The organism is Sporomusa acidovorans (genome assembly GCF_900101845.1).
In the GTDB taxonomy this organism is placed as follows: Bacteria; Bacillota; Negativicutes; order Sporomusales; family Sporomusaceae; genus Sporomusa; species Sporomusa acidovorans.
This window is the reverse complement of record NZ_FNAM01000018.1, coordinates 1-22,419: the sequence shown is the minus strand read 5'-3', so window position 1 is coordinate 22,419 and position 22,419 is coordinate 1. Positions and strand designations below refer to the sequence as shown.

Genomic DNA, 22,419 nt, shown 5'->3' with positions numbered 1-22,419 from the left:
CGCTTATTGTGCAATGAGGAAGGCTTTTCCGGTCATTGCGCCCGCAGCGTGGCAATTTTTTTATTCGGTCAAGATTCCCTGAGCCAGCAAAGTGTCGTCTCTTTCCCAGGATTCAACAATAACAATAGCGGTAGGATAATCAAATCCCATTCCCATTAAGTAGGCAATTAGTGCTAATTCCGTTAAGGCATGGCGTGGGTTGGTTTCCGCCAGTTCTTCAATTCCGTGACGGATGGCAGGTTCAACCTGTAATAAAAAATAACCGGTGCTTAATGACTGACCGGGAACAAGCTGAAATATTGGTGCCGGCCTTACGCGGCGCTCAGATTTTGAATTTTGTTTGGATAGCATTTTGTAGAAATTATCCATAGAGCAGCCCCCTTTATGGCTTTTATTATAGTTTATGTATGGATACAAATATTTGTGTTATGTTAAGAATTTAAATAAAAATCTCGATAACAGAGATAGCCACAAGTAATATTGGAACGAAGGTCCTTATCAAGTGCCAGGGAATGGAAAGCCTAAGGAAGGTGTAAAAAGATGAACGTCAACACCGTAAATGACGCCGGTTCGGTTCAACCCGCTTCGGGGGTAAAAGCCGAGGCTGCTCCGGTGAATCAACAAACGGATGCCGCCCAGGTACAACCAGGGGCGGCAAATAAAGCTGCCGACTCGTCGCAAGCAGTAGCGGTTGACTTAGAAAATACGATTACGGCTAAGCTGGCCGACCTTGGCCGCGCTATAACCGGCCAAACTGAACTGCTAAAAAACTTGCCTAGGGAAATCAGAGAACTGGTTGAGCAGCTTTTAAATCAAAATCAGTCTGCGGCGAAAACTTTGCCGGAAGGACTGGTCGCACTACTTAAATCACCGAAAATAACGAATGAAAAATTAGGCATTTTGGTTGAGCTTATCGAACAGGCAGCCGGTATATCTAGCGAGACTCAGCCTCCTTCCAGTGCAACCGCTAAGCAGCAGTTGCTGCTAGAACTCGCTGAAGCCTGGCAGGGGACAAATTCCGGCGATTTACAGCAAGCAGCCAAAGTTTTGCGTGAATTGGCGACTGTTGTGCAGTCAAATAAGCAATTGCCGCAACAACAAGAAGCTGTCGGCAACGTGGCAAATCCCACTGCGGCGGACGGCAGGGAACAAGCTCCGCTTAAAGCTGTTACGCAGTCAGGTGAAAGGCTGCAACAGCCGCCGGAACAACCGGCAGCGGCAAGACAGCCGGGTATATTGCAGAACGAGCAGGCAAAAGCCGTGCTGCCCAACCGGTTCACCGATGGTGCCGGTGTTTCACGGCAACCGGCAACACTCCCCGCGCAAGGCAGTACGCCGAATAATTTGCCAGGCATACCGGTAAAGACTGCTGTGCCGGCGAGTGAAACCCTTCGGTCTCAGGATTTGCCGCAAATACTTAAGACAGTCGGCGCACAGCCGGAATTAATCAAAAACCTGCCGCCGGAAATTCGAAAATTTATATTGGATATCTTACAGCAAGAAACTCCGCCGGCGCAAACAGAGCAAGCAGCTTCAAACCAGACACCGCCAGCAAAAATGGTAGCACAGACAGCACAGACACTACAGGCGGGTCAGACATCCCAACCGCTGCAGTCGACGGCAGCGCAGCAGAGCCAGCAGGCGCCAACAACTCAACAGGTACCGCAGAGTAGGCAGGTGCCACCCACTCAACAAGTAACGCAGAACCAGCAGACTTCGCAGTCGCAACAGGCTTCGGCTGCAATAGCCCAGTCGCCGGAGCCGGGTGCAGGGATATTTACCGTACCTAGTCAAAGTCAAACACCACAAGCAGGGCAGCTTGCACAAAGTTTGCCGCCGGCGTTGACAGAATTGCTGGCTGCTCTCAATAAGTCCAAACAGAAACCGTCAGAAAAGCTCGAACTGCTGGCCGGTACACTGGAACAAACCGCGGAATTGCTCATGCCCGGGGAACCTGCGGCGGGACAAGCAGCAACCTTTCGTCAGCAAGTAGCCAGGATGGCCGGGGTTTGGCAGGAAAAAAATCCCGAAGACCTTAAAGCCGCCAGCAAGCTTGTGCAGCAATTGGCGGAGGCGATAGCAAAACCCAGTGGGGTTACGGCCGAGCGGCAGGAAGGCCAAAAAGTATTGACTTTAGCAGTGCCTTTATATTTTGGCGAAGGCCAAAACGTTTATCCGGCTTATATTCATGTATACCAACAAGAAGAACAAAACAAAAAAAATCCTGACCGGAAAGTAAGCGAAACATGGCTGAGAGTTTGTCTGGAAACAGAAAACATGGGTACGGTCGATGCGTCATTTCGGTTGTATAATGAAAATAGTCTCGATGTAAAGGTACGCTTTAATGATGAACAAGCTGCTAACGGTTTTGCCAGCAGCCTTGATGAGGTAAAAAGTCAATTAGCCAAATTGCCGTTCACGCTGGGAGAGTTTCTGGTAAAATAAGTTATATGGAACGAAATTTATGGAAAAATACGCATAGGGATAATCTGCCTGTTACTTATTTGCACTATATTACGTTTAATTTTACATGGAGGTAAGGCGTGGTGACATGGATTGCCAATTGATGAAAATCTTATGATCGCCAGAGCACAAAGCGGTGATCGGGCAGCTCTTAACGAACTGGTTGTTGTCTATTGGCCATCTATTTACCGCCTGGCGCTGTCCAAAACCGGCAGCCCGGAAGATGCTCAGGAAATCGCGCAGGACACCTTTGTAAGAGCGCTGGGAGCATTGCCCCGCTACCAAGAAACTAGTGCTGCATTTAAAACCTATCTGTCACGTATTGCTCTTAACCTTATTACTGATTATTACCGTAAACGTGGCCGGAATCCCCAAATGGTTGATATTGCCGAATATAATTTGCCGCTTATTGCTACCGGGACTCAGCCTGATGAGGCTGTCTTAGACAGCGAACGCCGCGGAGAAGTAAATAGATTGCTGGGGCTTTTGCCAGAGGAACAACGGCGCGTGATTGAACTTAGAATTTTGCAGGGAGTCGCAGTTGCTGACGTGGCACGGATATTGGGTAAAAGCGGTGCGGCCGTGAAAATGCTGCAGCAGCGGGCACTTAAAAGGCTTAAAGCATTATGTGATCAACATGGTCTAACAGAAAGGGGGGGAGAATGATGAGCGATCAGGTTGATACCGAAAGAAAACAGGCAGAGGACTTGTCGGCGGCGATTGACAGACTTAATCAGGGACTGCCGGCTGATGATGGCCAGGAACGCGAAATTATGGAACTTATTGATACGGCAAAGCTGCTGAAAGCGGCTGCCGAGCCTTCGGCCGCGCCGCCGCCGGCTGTACTTAGCTATATTGTGGCTGAAGCCGCCGGCACAATAACCAAAGAAAAAAACAAAAAAAGACTGGCCTGGGCCTTGGGAAGCCTCTCCAGTGCAGTTGCGGCGGTTATATTGGTCATTCTTTTACATGCCATGTTGCCGGCTGTTCAAGAACAGGAACAGGCCAATACCCTGCCGCCACCGCAGACTGCTGCGGAAGCACCGCCGCCGCCCGCTACAGTTCAGCCACCGCCTGATTTGACAACTACGCATACTGACACTGAACCACAAGTGCCGGCTGGCCCTGATACGAAATTTGTCCCCCAACCGGCTGACACACAGCAAGCTGAAGCTATTCAGCAGCCGATCGTAGCCCTGAATCCGCCTCCATCCCCGCCAGTCACAGAAGCCGGTGAGACGATGCTGGCTTTGGCGGACCGTAAAGCCGATACGGTTACAATTGATGCAGTAACAAAAACCATCAGACAAGTATACCATCAGGCTGCTCCTGATGAAATCATTATTACCCAGGTGCCAAGGCAGGCAAAAGCTCTTCGTTCGTCCTCTGAGCTTCCACACGCGCAGGTCAAGATGGCTGCTCCCCTGGCTAAAGAATCTGCGGGGATCAAACCGCCAAACCGCAACAAAATTACGGTTACCGTCGATGATGCGGAAGTGACATTGGAAGGTGCTGTCAGCGAGGAGGAACTACGCAATCTTGCGAAAACACTGACGAAAGTAAGCCTGTCAAGTAAATAGAATAAACCAGGGAAGCTCCCTGGTTTATTCGTATAAATTGGCGTAATACGGCTATTTTTTTACAAGCATTTTCGGCTTTTGAGGAATTGTTATATAATGAAAATAGCTTCCAAAGACTAGCAGCTATTTTCCGTTAGGAATTTGGTTGGAAGTTCTTTTTCAGATACATGTCGGTAGGTTGTTGCCGGCGACAATGCTTGGAGCTTGTCCTGGCATCAAGGTGCAATAGTTCGGTGGAGGTGAATACCTTATGAATAAATGTTGTCAGATTTTTGGTCAAATCAATTTCGGGACCATCTGCCAGGCGGCAGCCGTCAGCGTTTACCAGGATTTTTAAAGTCGGCCTGGTTTGCAATCCGGGGGTTACCCCTATTACTACCGCGATATCACCGGTGTTAAGCTGAACGATGCTGTCCAGCGGATAAACGGCAATTTGATTGAGAAAAATCCGCAAGATGGCGGGGTCAAAGTGCGTACTAGCCAGTGACATCATAATTTCATAAGCTTCGTGCGGCAAAGTTCCCTCTTTGTAAGGACGGTCCGAGGTAAGGGCATCATATACGTCGGCGATGGCTACAATACGGGCATATTCATGAATTTCTGTTCCGCAAAGGCTGCGGGTATAGCCTGTACCGTCAAATTTTTCATGGTGTTGATAGGCAATGTGGGCAGAGACCAAGGGAATATCTCTTTGGGTGCGGAGAACGTTAAAACCAAGGTCAGGATGTCGTTCCATGAGCTTGCGTTCGGCGCATGTAAGCGGGCCGGGTTTGATTAACAGTTCCTTGGGAACAAGCATTTTTCCGGTGTCGTGCAGTAAGGCGCCTAGAGCCAATTCCTTAAGCTTACCCAGATCGTAACCCATCTGCAGACCGGTAAGGGTGGCCAGTACACAGACATTGACAGAATGACCAAACGTATAGCCGTCGCGAGCGCGGATATCAGTAAGATGAATCATGGCGCCACGATTTTTAATCACTTCTTCCAGCAGAAAATCGGAGATTTCCTGAAATGGCTGTGTATTTAGCTCTTGCGTGATGGCCAGGTTTTGAAAGGACGTATTTACGATCTGGATGGCCTGAACCCGTGTTTCTTCACGGACAACCTCCGGAATCGTATCGAAAAGGTCACTATCATTTAAATTGTCGGTAAAGGGATTTTTTATATAGATACTTGTTAAACCGAATTGTTGCAAACGGTCAATTTGCGAAGGGTTTAGCACCGTATCGGCACTTAACAGTAATACGCCGTCAGGGCTAAATATATTACGGGCGACCACCATGTTGGGCTGAAGATTTGGTATAGCAATTTTTTGCATGGGCGAATATATCCTCCTGATAATCTACTACTATTATTCGACAGGAGGGATTGGAAAATCCTTCACTTTTTTTGTTTTTGTAAAATATGATTTATGGTAAATAACGATTGGAGGGGTAAATGTGTCGGGTTTCACTGTGGGCATATGCCAGTTAGGGGTTGTTGCCGATAAGAATGCCAATATTCTTAAGGCGCAGCAGATGATTGCCGAAGCGGCAAAGCGAGGTAGCCGCCTGGTGGTCTTGCCGGAAATGTTTAATTGTCCCTATCAGTCGGAGCTATTTCCCCAATATGCAGAAACCTATCCGGATGGGCCGACGATTGCCATGTTGGCTGAATGTGCCGAAAAGCATAAGGTCATTTTAATTGGCGGGTCAATTCCTGAACGTGGCGAAAGCGGTAATATTTATAATACCAGCTTTATTTTTAATGAGTGGGGGGAATTGCTGGGGCGCCATCGCAAAGTGCATTTATTTGATGTGGCTATTAAGAGCGGGACCATATTTCAGGAATCAAGAACACTGGCGGGCGGCAATAGTGTGACCCTGGTAGAAACCTCTCTGGGCAATATCGGTGTGGGAATTTGTTATGACGTGCGCTTTCCCGAGTTGGCCAGGACCATGGCACTTAAGGGCGCTGAAATTCTTGTTTATCCGGGAGCTTTTGGACCGGTAACCGGCCCGGCCCATTGGGAACTGCTGATGCGGGCCCGGGCTGTTGATAATCAGGTATATATAATCGGCGCGGCGCCGGCGCTCAATGCCGCTGCTGAATATAAAGCGTACGGGCACTCTCTTGTTGTTGACCCCTGGGCCAGAGTGCTCGCCATTGCTAACGAAGAGGAAACTGTCATTACCAGTAAAATTGATTTTAGAACATTGGAAAGAGTGCGGGACGAATTGCCGCTTTTGCGGCACCGTAAACCGGAATTATATCGGTAGCGGGCATAGGCAGGGATATTGGTTAAGATATCGTAAGATAACTTGCGCAGTATAGGTGAATGTGCTATAATTACTACGCATAAATTTAATTTAAGTGGCTTTATAAAGTGAGGTGCAAGATATGCAAGAGAAAATTCATCCCCAATACGGTGAAGCCAAAGTTATTTGCGGCTGTGGCAATACATTTGTTACTGGTTCGGTTAAAAAGGAACTTCGCGTTGACGTTTGCTCCAAATGCCACCCGTTCTATACCGGTCAGCAGCGTCAAGTGGCAGCGGGCGGCCGTGTAGAAAGATTTAACAAACGCTATGCCAATAATACCCAAGAATAATTAAATTGCCGCTTGGCTAATTGAACAACATCTGGGCAGCAGAGCAGGAATGCTCTGCTGTACTTGTATGTTAATAAACAAATACTAATTTTTTTATAAAGGAGGGCGGTAAGCGTGGATGAAAAAAAACCTTTTGTAGGTGGGCAGGCTGTTATTGAAGGCGTTATGATGCGTGGCCCGGAATTTATTGCCACTGCCGTTCGCGAACCGTCCGGCAACATTACGATCCAGAAGGAGCGGCTGACCTCCATTACCGACCGTTACCCGGTGCTAAAAAAACCGATGATTCGCGGGGTGGTAGTTCTAGTGGAATCGCTGGTGTATGGTCTTAAATCCTTATCATTTTCGGCGCAGGCGGCTGGTGAGGAGGAAGAAACCTTATCCTCGAAAGAAATTGTGATGACTATGGTTGTTTCGTTGGGTTTGGCGATTTTGCTGTTTGTCATAATCCCGACCTATGCCGCTAAATATATTCATAGTGCAGTTACCGATTCCCGGCTGCTAAATACCTTTGAGGGAATATTGCGGCTGGCCATCTTTTTTCTCTACATTATCGGCATATCCATGATGAAAGACATCCAGCGGGTTTTTCAGTACCATGGGGCTGAGCATAAGACCATTCATGCCTATGAAGCGGGCGAAGAACTGACAATTGACAATATTCGGAAACACAGTCGCCTGCATCCCCGTTGCGGTACAAATTTTTTGCTGATTGTCATGGTAGTGAGTATTGTTATGTTTGCCTTTTTAGGTTGGCCGGACCTTTGGCTTAGAATAGTGTCCCGGGTTATTTTGTTGCCGGTGGTAGCCGGTATTGCTTACGAGATTATCCGGTTTGCCGGGCGGAGTGAAGCCCGTTGGGTCGCTTATGCCATTACGCCGGGACTATGGCTGCAGAAACTGACTACCCGTGAACCCAGTGATGATCAAATTGAAGTAGCTGTCGCAGCTCTAAACGCTGTGCGTCCTGACCAAAAAACAGAGGTGAATACGAATGCTGGATAAACTGCAGGCACTGGAGGATAAATTTCTTGAACTGGAAGGCCAGATCAGCGATCCCGCAGTTATGGCCGATATGGTCGAGTGGCAGAGGCTTACTAAGGCTCATAGTAAAATGGCTTTGGTTGTCGAGAAGTTTCGGGAATACAAGAAAATGCTGAAGACCATTGGCGATGCCCGCGAAATGCTTCAAGATAAACTGGACGATGAGTTTCGCGAGATGGTGGAAGCCGAATATAACGAGGCTCAGAGCAAAATAGGGACATTAGAGGAAGAATTGCGGATTTCGCTACTACCCAAAGACCCTAATGATGATAAAAACGTGATCGTGGAAATCCGGGGCGGCGCCGGCGGCGACGAAGCCGCGCTGTTTGCGGGTGATTTATTCCGCATGTATACCCGTTACGCGGAAAAACAAGGTTGGCGGGTAGAAATGCTGGATGCCAATGCACCCGAACTGGGGGGCTTCAAGGAAGTGATTTTTTCAATTCAAGGTGAGGGAGCGTATTCCAAACTCAAGTATGAGAGCGGTGTGCACCGTGTGCAGCGTGTTCCGACAACCGAGTCAAGCGGCCGGATTCACACATCTACGGTGACAGTCGCCGTTTTGCCCGAGGCCGAAGATGTGGATATTGACATCAACCCGAATGATCTGCGGATTGATACCTATTGTGCCAGTGGCGCCGGCGGCCAGCACGTAAATAAGACGGAATCGGCTGTGCGCATTACTCATTTACCGACAGGTGTGGTAGTACAGTGCCAGGATGAAAAATCTCAGCTTAAAAACAAAGATCGGGCCATGCGGGTGCTGCGGGCGAGACTCCTGGAACTGGCGCAGGCCGAGCAGGCCGCCGAGGTGGCGGAAAATCGGAAAAGCCAGGTGGGTACAGGGGATCGCAGTGAGCGGATTCGAACCTATAACTTCCCGCAAGGCCGTGTAACCGACCACCGTATCGGTTTGACCCTGCATAAACTGGATTTTGTCCTGGATGGCGACTTGGATGAATTGATATCTGCATTGGTAACCGCCGGGCAGAGTGAGAAATTGCGGGATGTAGAATAATGGAACAATGGACCATTTCCTCAATTTTAAATTGGACCAGGCAGTACTTCGCCTCCAAAGGGATTGCAAATCCCCGCTTGGATGCCGAAGTACTGCTTTCCCATATCATGGCCAAAGACAGGCTGCATTTGTATACGAATTTTGATCAGCCGCTGACTGCCGAAGAACTGGCCGCCTACCGCCAGGCTGTCAAACGCCGGGTGATGCGTATGCCGGTAGCCTATATTAACGGCCATAAAGAATTTATGGGATTAGATTTTGTTGTCAATCCGGCCGTGCTGATTCCCCGGCCGGATACCGAGATTTTGGTAGAGGCAGCGCTCGCGCGCCTATCCGGCATACCGGCGCCAGCCATTGCTGATTTAGGCACAGGCAGTGGGGCAATTATTGTCAGCTTATTGGCCAATATAACAGCTGCAGTGGGTACGGCGGTTGATATTTCTGCCGAGGCGCTGGCGGTTGCCCGGGAAAATGCCGGCAGACTCGGGGTTGCCGAGCGGCTTACATTGCTGCGGGGCGATATGTTGGTGCCGCTGGCCGGCAAAACCTTTGACGCGCTCGTAGCCAATCCGCCATATATTCCGGACAAAGATATTGCCGGCTTAAGCCCTGAGGTGCGTCAGGAACCACGGCTGGCCCTGCGAGGTGGAAGTGACGGCCTTGATTTTTACCGCCGGCTTGTGGATAAAGGGGCAGATTACCTGAATGCCGGTGGTTTCATAGCGGTCGAGGTAGGAATTAACCAAGCCGGGCCGGTGGCGGCACTGGCTGATGACGACAGTCGGCTGAATAGGGAGACAATAATCAAAGACTATGCCGGCATAGAACGGGTTGTGATTTTTCGCCTATCTATATAGTTATCCATTTGGAGATGATCAAAATGAAAACAAAATATTATCGGGTCGACCCTGTTAAACCGGATACAGGCGTATTGACGGAAACGGCCGCTTTGCTGCGGCAGGGAGATTTGGTGGCTTTTCCCACCGAAACGGTGTACGGCCTTGGCGCCAACGGGCTTAATGAGCAAGCAGTAAAGGCAATTTATCAGGCCAAGGGACGGCCATCCGATAACCCGCTTATTTTGCATATTGATGCGGTTGCCAAGCTGGATGAATTGGCGGCAACGGTGCCGGCTAACGCCCGGGCGCTGGCCGAACGTTTCTGGCCCGGACCGCTTACGGTAGTGGTCGAACGTCAGCCTAAAGTGCCTGACGCGGTGACCGGTGGTCTCAATACGGTGGCTGTCCGCTTGCCGTCTTCCGTTGTGGCCAGGGAACTGATCCGGCTGGCCGGTGTACCGGTGGCTGCGCCGAGTGCCAACACTTCCGGCAGGCCAAGCCCGACAACGGCTCAGGCGGTACTGGCTGATCTTGACGGGAAAATTGCGGCTGTGATCGATGCCGGGCCTTGTGAAATCGGCGTGGAATCGACAGTGGTTGACTGTACAACGCCTGTGCCGACACTGCTGCGCCCGGGCGGGATTACTTATGAAATGCTGCTGGCAGTGCTGGGGGAAGTTGAAGTGGACCCGACGCTGGCCGGCTCACAGGCTGTACCCAAGTCGCCGGGCATGAAATATACCCATTATGCACCGCTGGCCCCCCTGATTTTAGTGGAAGCCGAACCCGCTGCTGCGGCCATGCTGGTTAAGCGCGAAGTGGAACAAGCGCTCGCAGCCGGAAAAAGAGTGGGGGCTATTGTGTCCGGGGAAGTGGCTGATATTCTGCCAGCCCGGACAATCAAGGCTGTATATGGAGTGCGCGCCGATGCTGCGGCAATCGCTGCCAGTCTATATACAATGCTCAGAAGTTTTGATGATAAGCCGGTAGATATCATTTATGCGGAAGGAATCGCCGAAAACGGGCTGGGGCTTGCGGTTATGAACCGGCTGCGCAAAGCCGCCGGGTATCATATTATCCGCGCCTAAGGGTATGAAAGCTTCATATTGCCTCCGAATGGTACATATACATTACCAGCGGAGGTGGGAAATGTGAGCGTGTTTGAACTGTTTGTCCTGAGTGCTGCTCTGGGAACAGACCTGTTTTCGGTCGCTGTGCCGATTGGTATGAATAAGGTGCGGCGCCTGGTGATTATTCAGTCGGCCGTTGTATTCGCCATATTTCATATTATGATGATTCTTGTCGGCTATCATATTGGCCACTGGTTGGGGAGCATTGTTGAGCATGTCGGGGCTTACCACATTGACTGGCAGGTTACCAGCGTGCAAAATGTGGCAACAATTATCGGCGCAGTGGTGCTGGCCGGGCTGGGTGCCAATATGATTAAGGACAATCTGAGGAGTCAACAGGACATGGCGGCGGGTAATCCTTTGCGCGGGGCTGCGCTCATAGTGTTAGCCGCCAGCGTTAGTGTTGATGCTCTGGCAGCCGGGTTTAGTCTGGGAATGATTGACGTTGATTTATTGCGGTTGAGCTTAATTTTGGGTATTGTTATTTTTGCCATAGGCGTACTCGGCCTGGGCCTGGGGCGCAAACTGGGAGGCTATATTGGCGCACGGGCCGAATTGATGGGGGGCATTATTTTAGTAATTTTAGGGATACATATCTTATGGACAACAATCTGTTAACTGCGAGGCTGACAACGGCACATGCAGGTATGAGAAATTTTTTCCTGACACAAAATAGAAGGAGTTGGACGAAGATGTTCGAAATTCTAATTGTCTGCACCGGCAATACCTGTCGCAGCCCGATGGCTGCCGCATTGCTGGCCAATATGATTGAACAAGCGGGATTAGCCGGTGAAATTATGGTGGCTTCAGCCGGAATTTCAGCCTGGCAGCAGCCGGCTTCGCTTCATGCTCAGGCTGTTATGCGCCAGGCTGGTTGCAGTTTGGACAAGCATTGTTCTCAGCAACTCGACTTAGTAAAACTACAGGCAGCCGATTTGGTTCTCACGATGACGGCGGCGCACAAACAAACGCTCGTGGACCTGGCTCCCGGTATGGCAGGGAAAATATACACCCTGGCTGAGTTTGCCGGTGAATTACAGGATGTTGCCGATCCGTTTGGCGGTAATGAGGCCCGGTATCGGGAATGTGCCGGACAACTTGAACGGCTGCTCAGCAAATCATGGGGAAAAATTGTCAGTTTAGCAGGAAAAAAGTAATTGATGTTGAAAAGGTGAAAAGATGTACAAATATATGCATAGGAAGTGTTACTGCAATGAAAGTGGCAATTGGCAGCGATCATGGCGGTTTTCGTTTAAAAGAAGAGCTTAAAACTTTGCTTAATGAACTCAAGGTAGAGTTCCATGATTTTGGCACATATACTTCCGAGTCGGTTGATTACCCCGACATTTCCCGTCAAGTAGCCGAGTCAGTGGCGAAAGGCGAGTATGAGCGGGGCATTATTGTTTGCGGCACAGGCATTGGCGTGAGTATTGCCGCCAACAAAATAAAAGGAATCAGAGCGGCTCTCTGCAATGATGTATTTTCTGCGCAGATGTCGCGCGAGCATAATGATGCCAATATTTTAACGCTGGGAGAACGGGTGATTGGTTTTGGTTTAGCCCGCATGATCGTGGAGGTATGGTTAAACGCCAAATTTGCCGGCGGTCGTCATGCCTGCCGTGTGGATAAAATTATGGCTTTGGAAAAAGACAGCTAAAGTTGGGGTGAATGACCATGGATACGGACCTGGCAACAATTGGCAGGCAAACAGTACAGGCAACCGAGGAATTATTAAAAATCGCTCAGTTGCAGCCAGGACAAATCCTGGTTGTCGGCTGCAGCACCAGTGAGGTGCAAGGCGCCCGCATCGGCTCTTACGGATCAGAGGTAGTTGCTGCCCGGATTTTGACCGGCCTTTTACGAGTTTGTTCTTGGTATCAGGTTTCACTGGCGATTCAATGCTGCGAACACCTTAACCGTGCTCTTGTTGTGGAACGGCCGGTTGCTGCCAATCATCATCTCGAAGAGGTTACTGTTATCCCGGTTGCTAAAGCAGGCGGAGCATTGGCTGCCCAGGCTATGCGTGAGTTTGCCAAGCCGACGGTGGTGGAAGCCATTAGCGCCCACGCCGGTCTTGATATTGGCAGCACACTGATTGGTATGCATATCAAAAGAGTGGCAGTTCCTGTGCGCCTGACACAAAAATATATTGGTGAGGCTTACTTAACAGCGGCTCGAACCAGGCCCAAGCTAATCGGCGGTGCCCGCGCCATTTATGAATTAGGCTAAAATACGATTACTTTTTATGTTCTTGAGGAGGAATTTTAATGACAATACTCGCAGGCGTAGATCCAGAAGTAAAACAAGCAATTGACCTTGAACGCAATCGCCAGCAAAATAAGTTGGAATTAATCGCATCTGAAAATTTTGTCAGTAAAGCTGTTATGGAAGCTCAGGGATCGGTACTTACCAATAAATACGCCGAGGGCTATCCCGGACACCGCTACTATGGCGGCTGTGAATATGTTGATATTGTTGAACAACTGGCTATCGACAGAGCAAAAAAAATTTTTGGCGCCGAGCATGTTAATGTGCAGCCACACTCCGGTGCTCAGGCCAACACCGCCGTATATTTTGCCTTTTTAAAACCCGGCGACACCATTTTGGGCATGAACCTTGCGCATGGCGGTCACCTGACGCATGGCAGTCCTGTAAATATATCCGGACAATATTTCAAAGTAGTTGCCTATGGTGTAGATCCGGTTTCCCATCGCATTGATTACGAAGAGGTCGCTGAACTTGCTTATAAGAATAAGCCGAAAATGATTGTAGCCGGTGCCAGTGCCTATCCCCGGATTATCGATTTTGCCCGGCTGGGGCAAATCGCCCGTGACGCCGGTGCCATGTTAATGGTGGATATGGCTCATATTGCCGGCTTAGTGGCCGCTGGTTTGCATCCTAGTCCGGTACCACACGCCGATATTGTTACTACTACTACCCATAAAACACTGCGCGGACCGCGCGGCGGTATGATTTTGTGCCGTTCCCAGTATGCCAAGGCCATCGATAAAGCCATATTCCCGGGAATACAGGGCGGCCCGTTAATGCATGTCATTGCCGCTAAAGCGGTAGCGTTCAAGGAAGCGCTTAGTCAGGAATTCCGCAATTATCAGGGACAAATTGTCAAAAATGCCCAGGCGCTGGCCGAAAAACTTGTGCAAAGCGGTTTTACCCTGGTGTCGGGCGGGACAGACAATCATTTGATGCTTGTTGATTTGCGCTCGCAAAATCTTACCGGCAAGCAGGCTGAGCACCTTTTGGACGAAATTGGTGTTACCGTCAACAAAAATGCGATTCCGGGCGATCCGGCCAGCCCGCTGGTGACAAGCGGCATCCGCATTGGCGTGCCTGCTGTTACCTCCCGCGGAATGGTGGAACAGGATATGGTGACAATTGGTGAAATCATCGCCATGACACTGACAAAACCGGACGACAGCGTAACCCAAGATAAAGCGCGCGCACTGGTGGCAAAGTTATGCCGCAAATATCCGTTATACGCGTAAGGTAAGGAGAGATGACTGTATGCAAGTAAAGGTAATCGATCACCCGCTTATCCAGCATAAACTTTCGCTTATTCGCGATGTCAGGACAGGCACCAAGGAGTTCCGTGAGCTTTTGGAAGAAATTGCCATGCTCATGGCCTACGAATTAACCCGTAATATGCCCTTGGAAGAAACCACAGTGGAAACACCGCTGACCACTTGCACCTGCAAAGTTTTGTCAGGCAAAAAAATTGGTGTTGTGCCAATCCTGCGCGCCGGACTAGGCATGGTGAACGGCATCTTAAGGCTGATTCCCGCCGCCAAAGTCGGGCATATTGGCTTATATCGTGACCATGACACACTAAAACCTGTGGAATATTATTGCAAGTTGCCTACCGATGTCGCCGAACGCGAACTTATAGTGATTGATCCGATGCTGGCTACCGGCGGATCGTCAGTGGCAGCGATTGATATGTTGAAAGCCAGGGGCGCTAAGCAGATTAAATTGATGTGCCTGGTGGCAGCGCCGGAGGGCGTTAATATGGTTAATTCCCATCATCCTGATGTTGAGGTGTATGTGGCGGCTGTTGACAGTCATCTTAACGAAAATGGTTATATTGTACCGGGCTTGGGCGATGCCGGCGACCGGATTTTCGGCACCAAGTAAAGCGGGTCTTTTTTCGTAAAATAAGAATACACTAAATGGCAAAGGGGGTAGAATAGCATGCATGATAACCAAGACCCTGTTCGACCGTCCTGGGATGAGTATTTTATGGAAATAACCAAGGTGGTTGCTACCCGCTCGACCTGCCTGCGCCGCCAGATTGGGGCTGTTATCGTCAAAGACCGGCGTTTGCTCAGTACTGGCTATAATGGTGCGCCGTGTGGTTTGCCTCATTGCGGCGAGGTAGGCTGTGTGCGTGCGGTTAATCACGTGCCGTCCGGCCAGCGGCAGGAACTTTGCCGGGGTCTTCATGCTGAGCAAAGTGCGGTTGTCCAGGCGGCTATGTATGGAGTTCCTATTCGGGGTGCGACCATTTATTCTACGCACCAGCCCTGTTCTGCTTGCACCAAAATCCTCATCAATGCGGGCATCATCCGCATTGTTTATCAGTATAGCTATCCGGACAAACTGGCCGAACAATTAATTGCTGAAGCGGCAATCGATTATATTTGCTTTGATAAAGCAGACATATAGGGGATTATATGGTAGAAGCCATCTATTTGCCAAAACTCAATAATCTGAATCCAACCCTGGACTCCACCTTGCTTAAAGCAATGGAAGAGGCCGGAGAATTGGCACGTGCCGTGCTGAAGTTTATACCTTGGGAAAAATTAAGCCCGGCGGAACTGGCGCACCAGCCGGTAGCCGCCGAACTGCTTAATGATGTCAAAGAGGAACTTTTAGACGTTGCCCAAACCTGTGTAACTATGATTTTCGTTATGGAAGACAACTTTGGTATTGACGCCGACAGTCTGATTGGCGAACATCTCGCCAAACTTATTGATAAGGGGTATGCCTATGATGATAGCCAAAGCTACCGCATCACCACGATAAAAAAACTCCATGGCGGTAATTATAAATATATTAGTTTACCTCATCTCGAACTTGCTGATGTCACCTTGTTAACTACTGTATGCAAAATTCAGGAAGAACTCGGAGAACTTACCCAGTTTCTCGGTAAGCATGCCGGTGCGTCGGGTGAGCAGGCACGCCTTACCGTCAACCAGGTGAACCGGGGCGCGGCCTTGGAACTGCTGGATGTGGCCCAATGCTGTTTTACCATGATGTATATACTTGCGCAGCGCCATGCTGTACATATACCGTCGCTGGTTGCCGGTCATGTGGATAAACTGCGCCGTAAGGGTTACTGCCGGTAGAACTAACTGATCCAAGAGTGGGTATTTGCCGGTGATCGAGACATACTATCTTTACGTGATGCATATAGTTACTGATAATGAAAATAATACAAAAACAAAGCTTTGTCTATTCGCTAGCGATTGACAACTTTTATGCAGTTGAGGTACAATGAATGGTGCGTAGAAATGAGGTGTTAGCATATGCAAACATATGTAGTGGCTTTCACTGTTGCTTTAGCAGCGGCTTACTTTATCACTCCGCGTGTCAAGGAATTAGCTATTAAGGCAGGGGCCATGGACGCTCCTGACGCCCGTAAAGTGCATACGGTTCCCATTCCACGGATGGGTGGACTTGCTATATATTTTGGTTTTGTACTGGCTGTATTGTCCAGTATGCATATTAGCCATGAAATCTTAGGCTTGTTATTAGGCGGTACACTTATCTTGACAGTTGGCATTATTGATGATTTGATGCAACTGTCTGCTAAGGTGAAACTGCTGGGGCAAATTATGGCAGCCATTGTACTTGTTTTATTTGATGTTCGGATTGAGTGGTTGACCAATCCGTTTGGCGATATGATTTATGTTAATTATTTATCTATCCCTCTTACCATTATCTGGGTGGTAAGCCTGACAAACACCGTCAATCTGATTGATGGTTTGGACGGACTGGCGGCCGGGGTATCAACCATTGCGTCGGTTACGATTTTATTAGTAGCCCTGGAACAAAATTTCTGGACAGTGGCTATTTTGACAGCGGCATTGGCCGGCAGTGCGCTGGGCTTTTTGCAGCATAACTTTAACCCTGCCAAGATTTTTATGGGCGATACGGGCAGTATGTTCTTAGGGTATATGTTAGCGGCAGTTTCTATACTGGGAGCCGTTAAAAGTGCGGCAACAATTGCTTTGGTAGTTCCTATTGTCGCTTTGGGGTTGCCAATTATGGATACCGCCTTTGCGATCATTCGCCGTTATATGAATGGGCGACCAATTTTCAAACCCGACAGGGGCCACCTGCATCATCGCTTGTTAGCTATGGGCTTAAGTCAGAAACAGGCTGTTTTGTTGATGTATGTCATTAGTGGTTGTTTGGGCGTAAGTGCAATCGTTCTTACAGAAGTAAGCAAAGCCTATGCTGCACTTATTATTTTATCAATTATTGTTGTTGCTTTTTTGGGTGCAAAAAAGATTGGTGTGCTGAGCAATAACGATGGAGTGCTTAAACGTAGTGATTCTGTGCATTAATCGTATAGTTATACAGAACTAGGATGGAATAATAGGCGGGCATTTTTGCCCGCCTGTTGCTATCGGTGGAAAAAGTGAAAAACTCCACATGTTGCCAGCGGAAGGAGCAGAATTTATGTCACGCATTAAGGTTATGACTGTTTTCGGAACAAGGCCTGAAGCCATAAAAATGGCACCGGTTGTACTTGCCTTAGCAAAACATCCAGAACATATAACACCGATTGTTACTGTTACGGCCCAGCACCGCGAGATGCTTGACCAAGTACTTACCTTATTTAAGATTACCCCGGACCATGATCTTGACATTATGAGCCGGGGGCAGACCCTATTCGATATTACCTGCCGGGCCATGCAAGGTTTAAATCAGGTGTTGGCTGAGGAAAAACCTGATATTGTCCTGGTTCATGGTGATACAACGACAACATTTGCCGGCGCGCTGGCTGCTTATTATCACCAGACGGCAGTCGGTCATGTTGAAGCCGGACTGCGGACAGGCGACAAATATTCTCCCTATCCGGAGGAAATGAACCGCAAGCTTACCGGCTCGTTAGCCGATATTCATTTTGCACCGACGGTTACTGCCAAACAAAATCTGCTGCGGGAAAATGTAAATGCCCAAACGGTTATTGTCACAGGCAACACAGTGATTGATGCGCTGAAAGCGACCGTCGATGAAAATTATACCTTTATCGATCCCTTGCTGCAAAATATTGACTATTCGCATAAAAAGGTCATTCTGGTAACTACCCATCGTCGCGAAAATCTTGGTGAGCCTATGCGCCATGTCTATCAGGCATTGAAAGATATTGTTACTTTATTTGCTGATGTCGAAATTGTTTTCCCGGTACATAAAAATCCGCTGGTGCGCAAGGTTGTTCAGGAAGAGTTAGGCGCTCAGGAGCGCGTTCATTTGATTGATCCGCTTGACTATCAGCCATTTGCAAACCTCATGGCCAGAGCATATCTCATACTAACGGATTCCGGCGGCATTCAGGAAGAAGCGCCGGCACTTGGTAAACCCGTACTGGTTTTACGCGATACAACCGAACGCCCCGAAGCACTAACTGCCGGTACCGTAAAACTGATAGGTACGGATAAGGAACGGGTGTTTGCTGAGACCAAAACTCTGCTCGTTAACTGTAAAGAGTATCAACGGATGGCGAATGCGGTAAATCCTTACGGGGACGGCAAGGCCGCCGTCCGGATTGTCCATGCAATACTGCATCGGTATGGATTGGTTCAGACCTTGCCGGATGAATTTGCAGCCGAGAACTGTAAATAAAAGGTAATATTTGATAAATCGGTAAAAAATTTACTGCTTTCTGCCAGCAAAATAGCAGGATTTTTCTTATTTAGCATAGAATATATAACCGGACACCGGCCTTTTTTGGTAATATATCGCTGAAATTTATAGCTTATTACCAGGATGGTTATAATAAGCAAGATTACGATCAAGCTTATAATAAGAGGTGAAACAATGCCGGAGAAACCTAATGGAACATGGTCGGCTCTTAGTACAGCAAGCAATATTGGGCTTACTATGGTGGCTACAGTGGCAGTAGGGCTGTTTCTGGGCCGTTGGGTGGATCATTATCTGGGGACATCCCCTTGGTTTACTGTTGCCGGAATTGTTTTGGGCATGTTGGCCGGATTGTGGTCTACCTACAAAAAAATCGTAAAGTCATAAAGGATGTTTTCATTGCTCAAAATGGAGTTCGCTGACAACTATGCCGAGCAAATGCGGCGAACACTGCTGCATTTGCTGGCTTGGGGATTTTTCGTGATTTTCAGCGCGTTACTATCCGGCAAAATATCCATGATACTTGGTTTGTTAACCGGTTGGACAAGCAGCCTGATTTATTTTTTGCTCATGTGCCGCCGGGTAAAAAGAAGTACTGAGCTTCCACCGGAAAAGGCGCTGTCATCTATGCGTACAGGCTGGCTGCTCCGGTATGGATTTATCATCTCGATACTTGTTTTAGCTGTCAAAGTGCCGGGTATTGATTTTTGGGCGGCAGTAGTGGGGGTATTCTCACTTCATATAGTACTTATGGTGAATGCCGTATGGATTGTGGTTGCCGGACTCATAACAAATTTAGGAAAATCAGAATAACTTGTGGAAGGGAGTGAAAATGAATTATGGGACATGGTGGAGGAGGTCACGAAATTGGTGTGCACAAGCTGGCACATTTTGCCGGGCTTACCTTTAATCTTGACACATTAATGATGACATGGCTGACTATGGCAATTGTCATCATTTTGGCAATCCTTGCTACACGACGGGCATCCATTATACCCCGTGGGTGGCAAAATTTCCTGGAAATGGCTGTTACGGCCTTGCTGGATCAGATTGATAACACCATGGGGCCAAAGGGGAGAAAATTAGCGCCCCTAATCATCACATTGTTTTTGTTCCTTGTGGTTGGTAATGAATTGGGTTTGGTGCCAGGGTTTACCTCACCAACTAATGACATTAATACAACGCTGGGACTAGCTTTGATGGTCATTATCCTGGTACATATTCTTGGTATCAAGGAACGGGGAACTGTCAGGTATTGCAAACATTTTTTTGAACCTTACATTCCTTTTGTTGTTATTAACATTATTGAAGAACTGGCTAAACCGATTACGTTATCTTTCCGTCTATTTGGCAACATTCTGGCGGGTGAGATATTGCTTATTATTTTAGGCATGTTGGTGCCGTATGTTATTCCGACAGCATGGTTGGCCTTCAGTGTGTTTGTAGGCGTTGTACAGGCGTTTATCTTTACTATGCTGTCTATGTCGTATCTATCTAATTCATTAAAAAATGATCACTGATTTTATAGTTTAAAACGAATTTTTACGATTTAACAAACAAAAAGGAGGAATTTTCTGTGGAACAAGCTATTATTATTGCGGCTTCTGCTATTGGTGCTGGTTTAGCTATCGGTCTTGCCGCTATTGGAGCCGGTGTTGGTGACGGTTCCGTAACCGCCAAAGCAATTGAGGGGATGGCCAGACAACCGGAAGCAAAAGGAACTATCCTTGTAAACATGCTGATTTCCGTAGGTTTGATCGAGTCTATTCCTATTATTGCTGCCGTTATTGCCATTGTATTGGTATTTGCCAATCCGTTTATTAAGTAATTTACGCGTTATCGGGCGACTGGCAGGACGAAGTATGGTTCTGCCAGCGCTCCCCTTATACGCCGGAAAGAGGAGGGGCCCTCAATTGGTTGATTTGAATGCGACGCTTATAGCGCAGATTATAAATTTTCTTATACTTGTTGCTATTTTAGCTAAAGTGGCATATAAACCGCTAATGCAGGCGCTGGCTGACCGGCAGGCCAAAATTGCTGAAAGTCTGGAGACAGCCGAACAGGAAAAGCAAGCTGCTGAGAAACTTAAGCAGGAATATCTTGCTCAACTGGCTGAAGCTCGTACCCAGGCACAGGCTATTGTTGAAAAGGCCGCCAAGCTGGCTGAACAAACCAAGGAAGAAATGCTCAAAGAAGCCCGTGAAGAAAGTGCCAGGCTGTTAAAGGCTACTCAGGAAGAAATTACCCGTGAACGCGAGCACGCTATTGCCGAACTCAAAGGCGAAGTCGTGACGCTCGCTGTGGCTGCTGCTTCCAAGATTATTGCCCAAAATATGGACGAACAAGTCAATGCCAAGATTGTTGATGAGTTCATCAATAATCTGGATGGCAAGAAAATAGGTGGTCTGCCATGCTAACCAATCAGTTAGCACTTAAATACGCACAGGCTGTGTATGAAATTGCCAAGGAAAAGGCTATGCTGGACGTAGTAGAAAAGCAGCTTAGACTGGTGGAGACTACGATCGCCGGCCATGCCGATTTGGCTACCCTTATGTACCATCCGTTGGTGCCGGCACCTGCCAAAAAAGAAACCATTAACCGCATTTTTACCGGCGACCTTGATGGTTTTCTCCATAACTTTTTATTGCTTTTAATTGATAAACGGCGCGAACCGGCTCTGCCGGCCATTATTCGCGAGTATATTCGTTTAGCCAATGAAGCCAGAAATATTGCCGAGGTTGAAGTTTTTACCGCTAAAGAACTTACCGCAGAGCAGCTGGAAGCGCTTGCGGCCAAACTTAGCAAAGTTACCGGCAAAAACATTGTGCTTAAGACAACAGTAGACCAGACACTTATTGGTGGTGTTGTTGTCAAAATCGGTGATAAATTAATTGACGGCAGTGTAGAGCGCCAACTGAAAATGCTGAAGGCGGCGCTGCTTGAAAGTCAAGCCGCTGCCGTGTAGTCTCAGTATCTTATGGTTAAGATTGCTTATGTCTTAGGCCGTCTTGCTGTAGACTTTATGATTGGGGTGACAAACAAGGTATGAAAATGAGGCCAGAAGAAATAACAGCCATCATCAAACAGCAAATAGAACACTATCAGGTGGACTTAAGCGTAGATGATGTTGGCACTGTTATCGAAGTAGGCGATGGAATCGCCCGGATTCACGGCCTGGAAAAGGCAATGGCCGGCGAATTATTAGAATTTCCGCACGAAGTATACGGCATGGTCCTAAACCTGGAAGAAGACAATGTCGGTGCCGTACTTTTGGGCGGTGAAATTGAAATTAAAGAAGGCGACACCGTGCGCCGGACCGGACGCATCATGCAGGTACCGGTAGGAGAAGCCATGGTAGGCCGGGTCGTCAACGCCATCGGCCAGCCGATCGATGGCAAAGGGCCCATCAACACCAGTGAATTCCGGCCGGTCGAATACCGCGCGCCCGGCATTGCCGACAGGCAGTCCGTAAAAGAACCTTTGCAAACAGGAATAAAAGCCATTGACTCCATGGTACCCATCGGCCGCGGCCAGCGCGAACTCATCATCGGCGACCGCGGCACCGGCAAAACCGCCATCGCGGTTGATACCATCATCAACCAAAAAGGCCAGGGAGTTACTTGCATTTACGTGGCCATCGGCCAAAAAGCATCGACCGTGGCCCGGGTAGTCAAAACCCTGGAAGACGCCGGTGCCCTCGAATACACCATTGTCGTAGCGGCAACAGCCTCCGACAGTGCGCCGCTGCAATATCTGGCACCCTATGCCGGCGTGGCCATGGGCGAATACTTTATGTACAAAGGCGGCGCCGTACTGTGCGTGTACGATGACCTGTCCAAACACGCCACCGCCTACCGCGCCATGTCGCT

At 48.6% G+C, this 22,419-nt stretch carries 28 protein-coding genes; 26 read left to right on the top strand and 2 right to left on the bottom strand.

The features are described from left to right. Positions 1-60 precede the first annotated feature (60 nt). Positions 61-369 (bottom strand): hypothetical protein, encoded by a 309-nt coding sequence (locus tag BLR65_RS13505; protein ID WP_093794711.1) that lies wholly within the window; start codon positions 367-369, stop codon positions 61-63. 171 nt (positions 370-540) lie between these two features. On the opposite strand from BLR65_RS13505, the gene BLR65_RS13500 reads away from it, so the two are divergent. The 3 genes from BLR65_RS13500 (at position 541) to BLR65_RS13490 (ending at position 4,043) form a co-directional block, all read left to right on the top strand. Continuing rightward, the gene (locus tag BLR65_RS13500; RefSeq protein ID WP_093794710.1) at positions 541-2,445 is read left to right on the top strand and encodes a hypothetical protein; all 1,905 of its coding nucleotides are present in this window, start codon (positions 541-543) and stop codon (positions 2,443-2,445) included. A gap of 111 nt (positions 2,446-2,556) precedes the next feature. Next, positions 2,557-3,129: an RNA polymerase sigma factor gene (locus BLR65_RS13495; RefSeq protein WP_093794709.1), complete on the top strand. Its 573-nt coding sequence runs from the start codon at positions 2,557-2,559 to the stop codon at positions 3,127-3,129. Next, entirely contained in the window at positions 3,126-4,043 is a 918-nt protein-coding gene (locus tag BLR65_RS13490; RefSeq protein ID WP_144036424.1) for a hypothetical protein, read from the top strand. Before BLR65_RS13495 ends, BLR65_RS13490 begins: the two co-directional genes overlap by 4 nt. 133 nt (positions 4,044-4,176) lie before the next feature. On the opposite strand, the gene BLR65_RS13485 is transcribed toward BLR65_RS13490, so the two are convergent. After that, the gene (locus tag BLR65_RS13485) at positions 4,177-5,361 is read right to left on the bottom strand and encodes an HD-GYP domain-containing protein (protein WP_093794707.1); all 1,185 of its coding nucleotides are present in this window, start codon (positions 5,359-5,361) and stop codon (positions 4,177-4,179) included. Between the two features lie 121 nt (positions 5,362-5,482). On the opposite strand from BLR65_RS13485, the gene BLR65_RS13480 reads away from it, so the two are divergent. The 23 genes from BLR65_RS13480 to BLR65_RS13365 all read left to right on the top strand — a co-directional run. Beyond that, entirely contained in the window at positions 5,483-6,301 is an 819-nt protein-coding gene (locus BLR65_RS13480; RefSeq protein ID WP_093794706.1) for a carbon-nitrogen hydrolase family protein, read from the top strand. A gap of 121 nt (positions 6,302-6,422) precedes the next feature. Then, positions 6,423-6,632: a 50S ribosomal protein L31 gene (gene rpmE / locus BLR65_RS13475; protein ID WP_093794705.1), complete on the top strand. Its 210-nt coding sequence runs from the start codon at positions 6,423-6,425 to the stop codon at positions 6,630-6,632. Positions 6,633-6,797: 165 nt separating this feature from the next. After that, entirely contained in the window at positions 6,798-7,637 is an 840-nt protein-coding gene (locus BLR65_RS13470; RefSeq protein WP_093794790.1) for a DUF1385 domain-containing protein, read from the top strand. Continuing rightward, positions 7,627-8,694, top strand: a complete 1,068-nt coding sequence (gene prfA / locus BLR65_RS13465; RefSeq protein ID WP_093794704.1) for a peptide chain release factor 1 — start codon at positions 7,627-7,629, stop codon at positions 8,692-8,694. The genes BLR65_RS13470 and prfA overlap by 11 nt, the downstream gene beginning before the upstream one ends. Further along, positions 8,694-9,551: a peptide chain release factor N(5)-glutamine methyltransferase gene (gene prmC / locus BLR65_RS13460; RefSeq protein WP_093794703.1), complete on the top strand. Its 858-nt coding sequence runs from the start codon at positions 8,694-8,696 to the stop codon at positions 9,549-9,551. The genes prfA and prmC overlap by 1 nt, the downstream gene beginning before the upstream one ends. Before the next feature lie 23 nt (positions 9,552-9,574). After that, complete coding sequence (locus BLR65_RS13455; RefSeq protein ID WP_093794702.1) at positions 9,575-10,621, top strand: L-threonylcarbamoyladenylate synthase; 1,047 nt, start codon at positions 9,575-9,577, stop codon at positions 10,619-10,621. Between the two features lie 63 nt (positions 10,622-10,684). Beyond that, positions 10,685-11,281 (top strand): manganese efflux pump MntP, encoded by a 597-nt coding sequence (locus BLR65_RS13450; protein ID WP_093794701.1) that lies wholly within the window; start codon positions 10,685-10,687, stop codon positions 11,279-11,281. Positions 11,282-11,355: 74 nt separating this feature from the next. Beyond that, entirely contained in the window at positions 11,356-11,820 is a 465-nt protein-coding gene (locus BLR65_RS13445; RefSeq protein ID WP_093794700.1) for a low molecular weight protein arginine phosphatase, read from the top strand. Positions 11,821-11,876: 56 nt separating this feature from the next. Next, complete coding sequence (gene rpiB / locus BLR65_RS13440) at positions 11,877-12,320, top strand: ribose 5-phosphate isomerase B (RefSeq protein WP_093794699.1); 444 nt, start codon at positions 11,877-11,879, stop codon at positions 12,318-12,320. A 17-nt stretch (positions 12,321-12,337) separates the two neighbouring features. Further along, positions 12,338-12,892 carry a TIGR01440 family protein gene (locus tag BLR65_RS13435; protein ID WP_093794698.1) on the top strand — a complete coding sequence of 185 codons (555 nt, stop codon included), beginning with the start codon at positions 12,338-12,340 and terminating at the stop codon, positions 12,890-12,892. A gap of 38 nt (positions 12,893-12,930) precedes the next feature. After that, positions 12,931-14,166, top strand: coding sequence for a serine hydroxymethyltransferase (locus BLR65_RS13430; RefSeq protein ID WP_093794697.1), 1,236 nt, complete (start codon positions 12,931-12,933; stop codon positions 14,164-14,166). Positions 14,167-14,185: 19 nt separating this feature from the next. Beyond that, complete coding sequence (upp, locus tag BLR65_RS13425; protein ID WP_093794696.1) at positions 14,186-14,812, top strand: uracil phosphoribosyltransferase; 627 nt, start codon at positions 14,186-14,188, stop codon at positions 14,810-14,812. A 57-nt stretch (positions 14,813-14,869) separates the two neighbouring features. Then, positions 14,870-15,343: a deoxycytidylate deaminase gene (locus BLR65_RS13420; RefSeq protein ID WP_093794695.1), complete on the top strand. Its 474-nt coding sequence runs from the start codon at positions 14,870-14,872 to the stop codon at positions 15,341-15,343. Positions 15,344-15,351: 8 nt separating this feature from the next. Further along, positions 15,352-16,026: a MazG nucleotide pyrophosphohydrolase domain-containing protein gene (locus tag BLR65_RS13415; protein ID WP_093794694.1), complete on the top strand. Its 675-nt coding sequence runs from the start codon at positions 15,352-15,354 to the stop codon at positions 16,024-16,026. Positions 16,027-16,206: 180 nt separating this feature from the next. Next, entirely contained in the window at positions 16,207-17,250 is a 1,044-nt protein-coding gene (locus BLR65_RS13410; RefSeq protein ID WP_093794693.1) for a glycosyltransferase family 4 protein, read from the top strand. A 115-nt stretch (positions 17,251-17,365) separates the two neighbouring features. Next, positions 17,366-18,532, top strand: a complete 1,167-nt coding sequence (wecB, locus tag BLR65_RS13405; RefSeq protein WP_093794692.1) for a non-hydrolyzing UDP-N-acetylglucosamine 2-epimerase — start codon at positions 17,366-17,368, stop codon at positions 18,530-18,532. A 195-nt stretch (positions 18,533-18,727) separates the two neighbouring features. Continuing rightward, positions 18,728-18,937, top strand: a complete 210-nt coding sequence (locus BLR65_RS13395) for an AtpZ/AtpI family protein (RefSeq protein WP_093794690.1) — start codon at positions 18,728-18,730, stop codon at positions 18,935-18,937. A 21-nt stretch (positions 18,938-18,958) separates the two neighbouring features. Further along, entirely contained in the window at positions 18,959-19,363 is a 405-nt protein-coding gene (locus BLR65_RS13390) for an ATP synthase subunit I (protein WP_245692783.1), read from the top strand. A gap of 26 nt (positions 19,364-19,389) precedes the next feature. Continuing rightward, positions 19,390-20,070 carry a F0F1 ATP synthase subunit A gene (gene atpB / locus BLR65_RS13385; protein ID WP_093794688.1) on the top strand — a complete coding sequence of 227 codons (681 nt, stop codon included), beginning with the start codon at positions 19,390-19,392 and terminating at the stop codon, positions 20,068-20,070. Positions 20,071-20,126: 56 nt separating this feature from the next. Then, on the top strand, positions 20,127-20,378 hold the full coding sequence (gene atpE, locus BLR65_RS13380) for a F0F1 ATP synthase subunit C (protein ID WP_093794687.1): 252 nt from the start codon (positions 20,127-20,129) through the stop codon (positions 20,376-20,378). Positions 20,379-20,463: 85 nt separating this feature from the next. Beyond that, positions 20,464-20,967 carry a F0F1 ATP synthase subunit B gene (gene atpF / locus BLR65_RS13375; protein WP_093794686.1) on the top strand — a complete coding sequence of 168 codons (504 nt, stop codon included), beginning with the start codon at positions 20,464-20,466 and terminating at the stop codon, positions 20,965-20,967. Next, positions 20,961-21,515, top strand: a complete 555-nt coding sequence (atpH, locus tag BLR65_RS13370) for an ATP synthase F1 subunit delta (RefSeq protein WP_093794685.1) — start codon at positions 20,961-20,963, stop codon at positions 21,513-21,515. The genes atpF and atpH overlap by 7 nt, the downstream gene beginning before the upstream one ends. 80 nt (positions 21,516-21,595) lie before the next feature. After that, positions 21,596-22,419: ATPase domain-containing protein (locus BLR65_RS13365; protein ID WP_093794789.1), on the top strand; the 824-nt coding region annotated here is incomplete at its 3' end.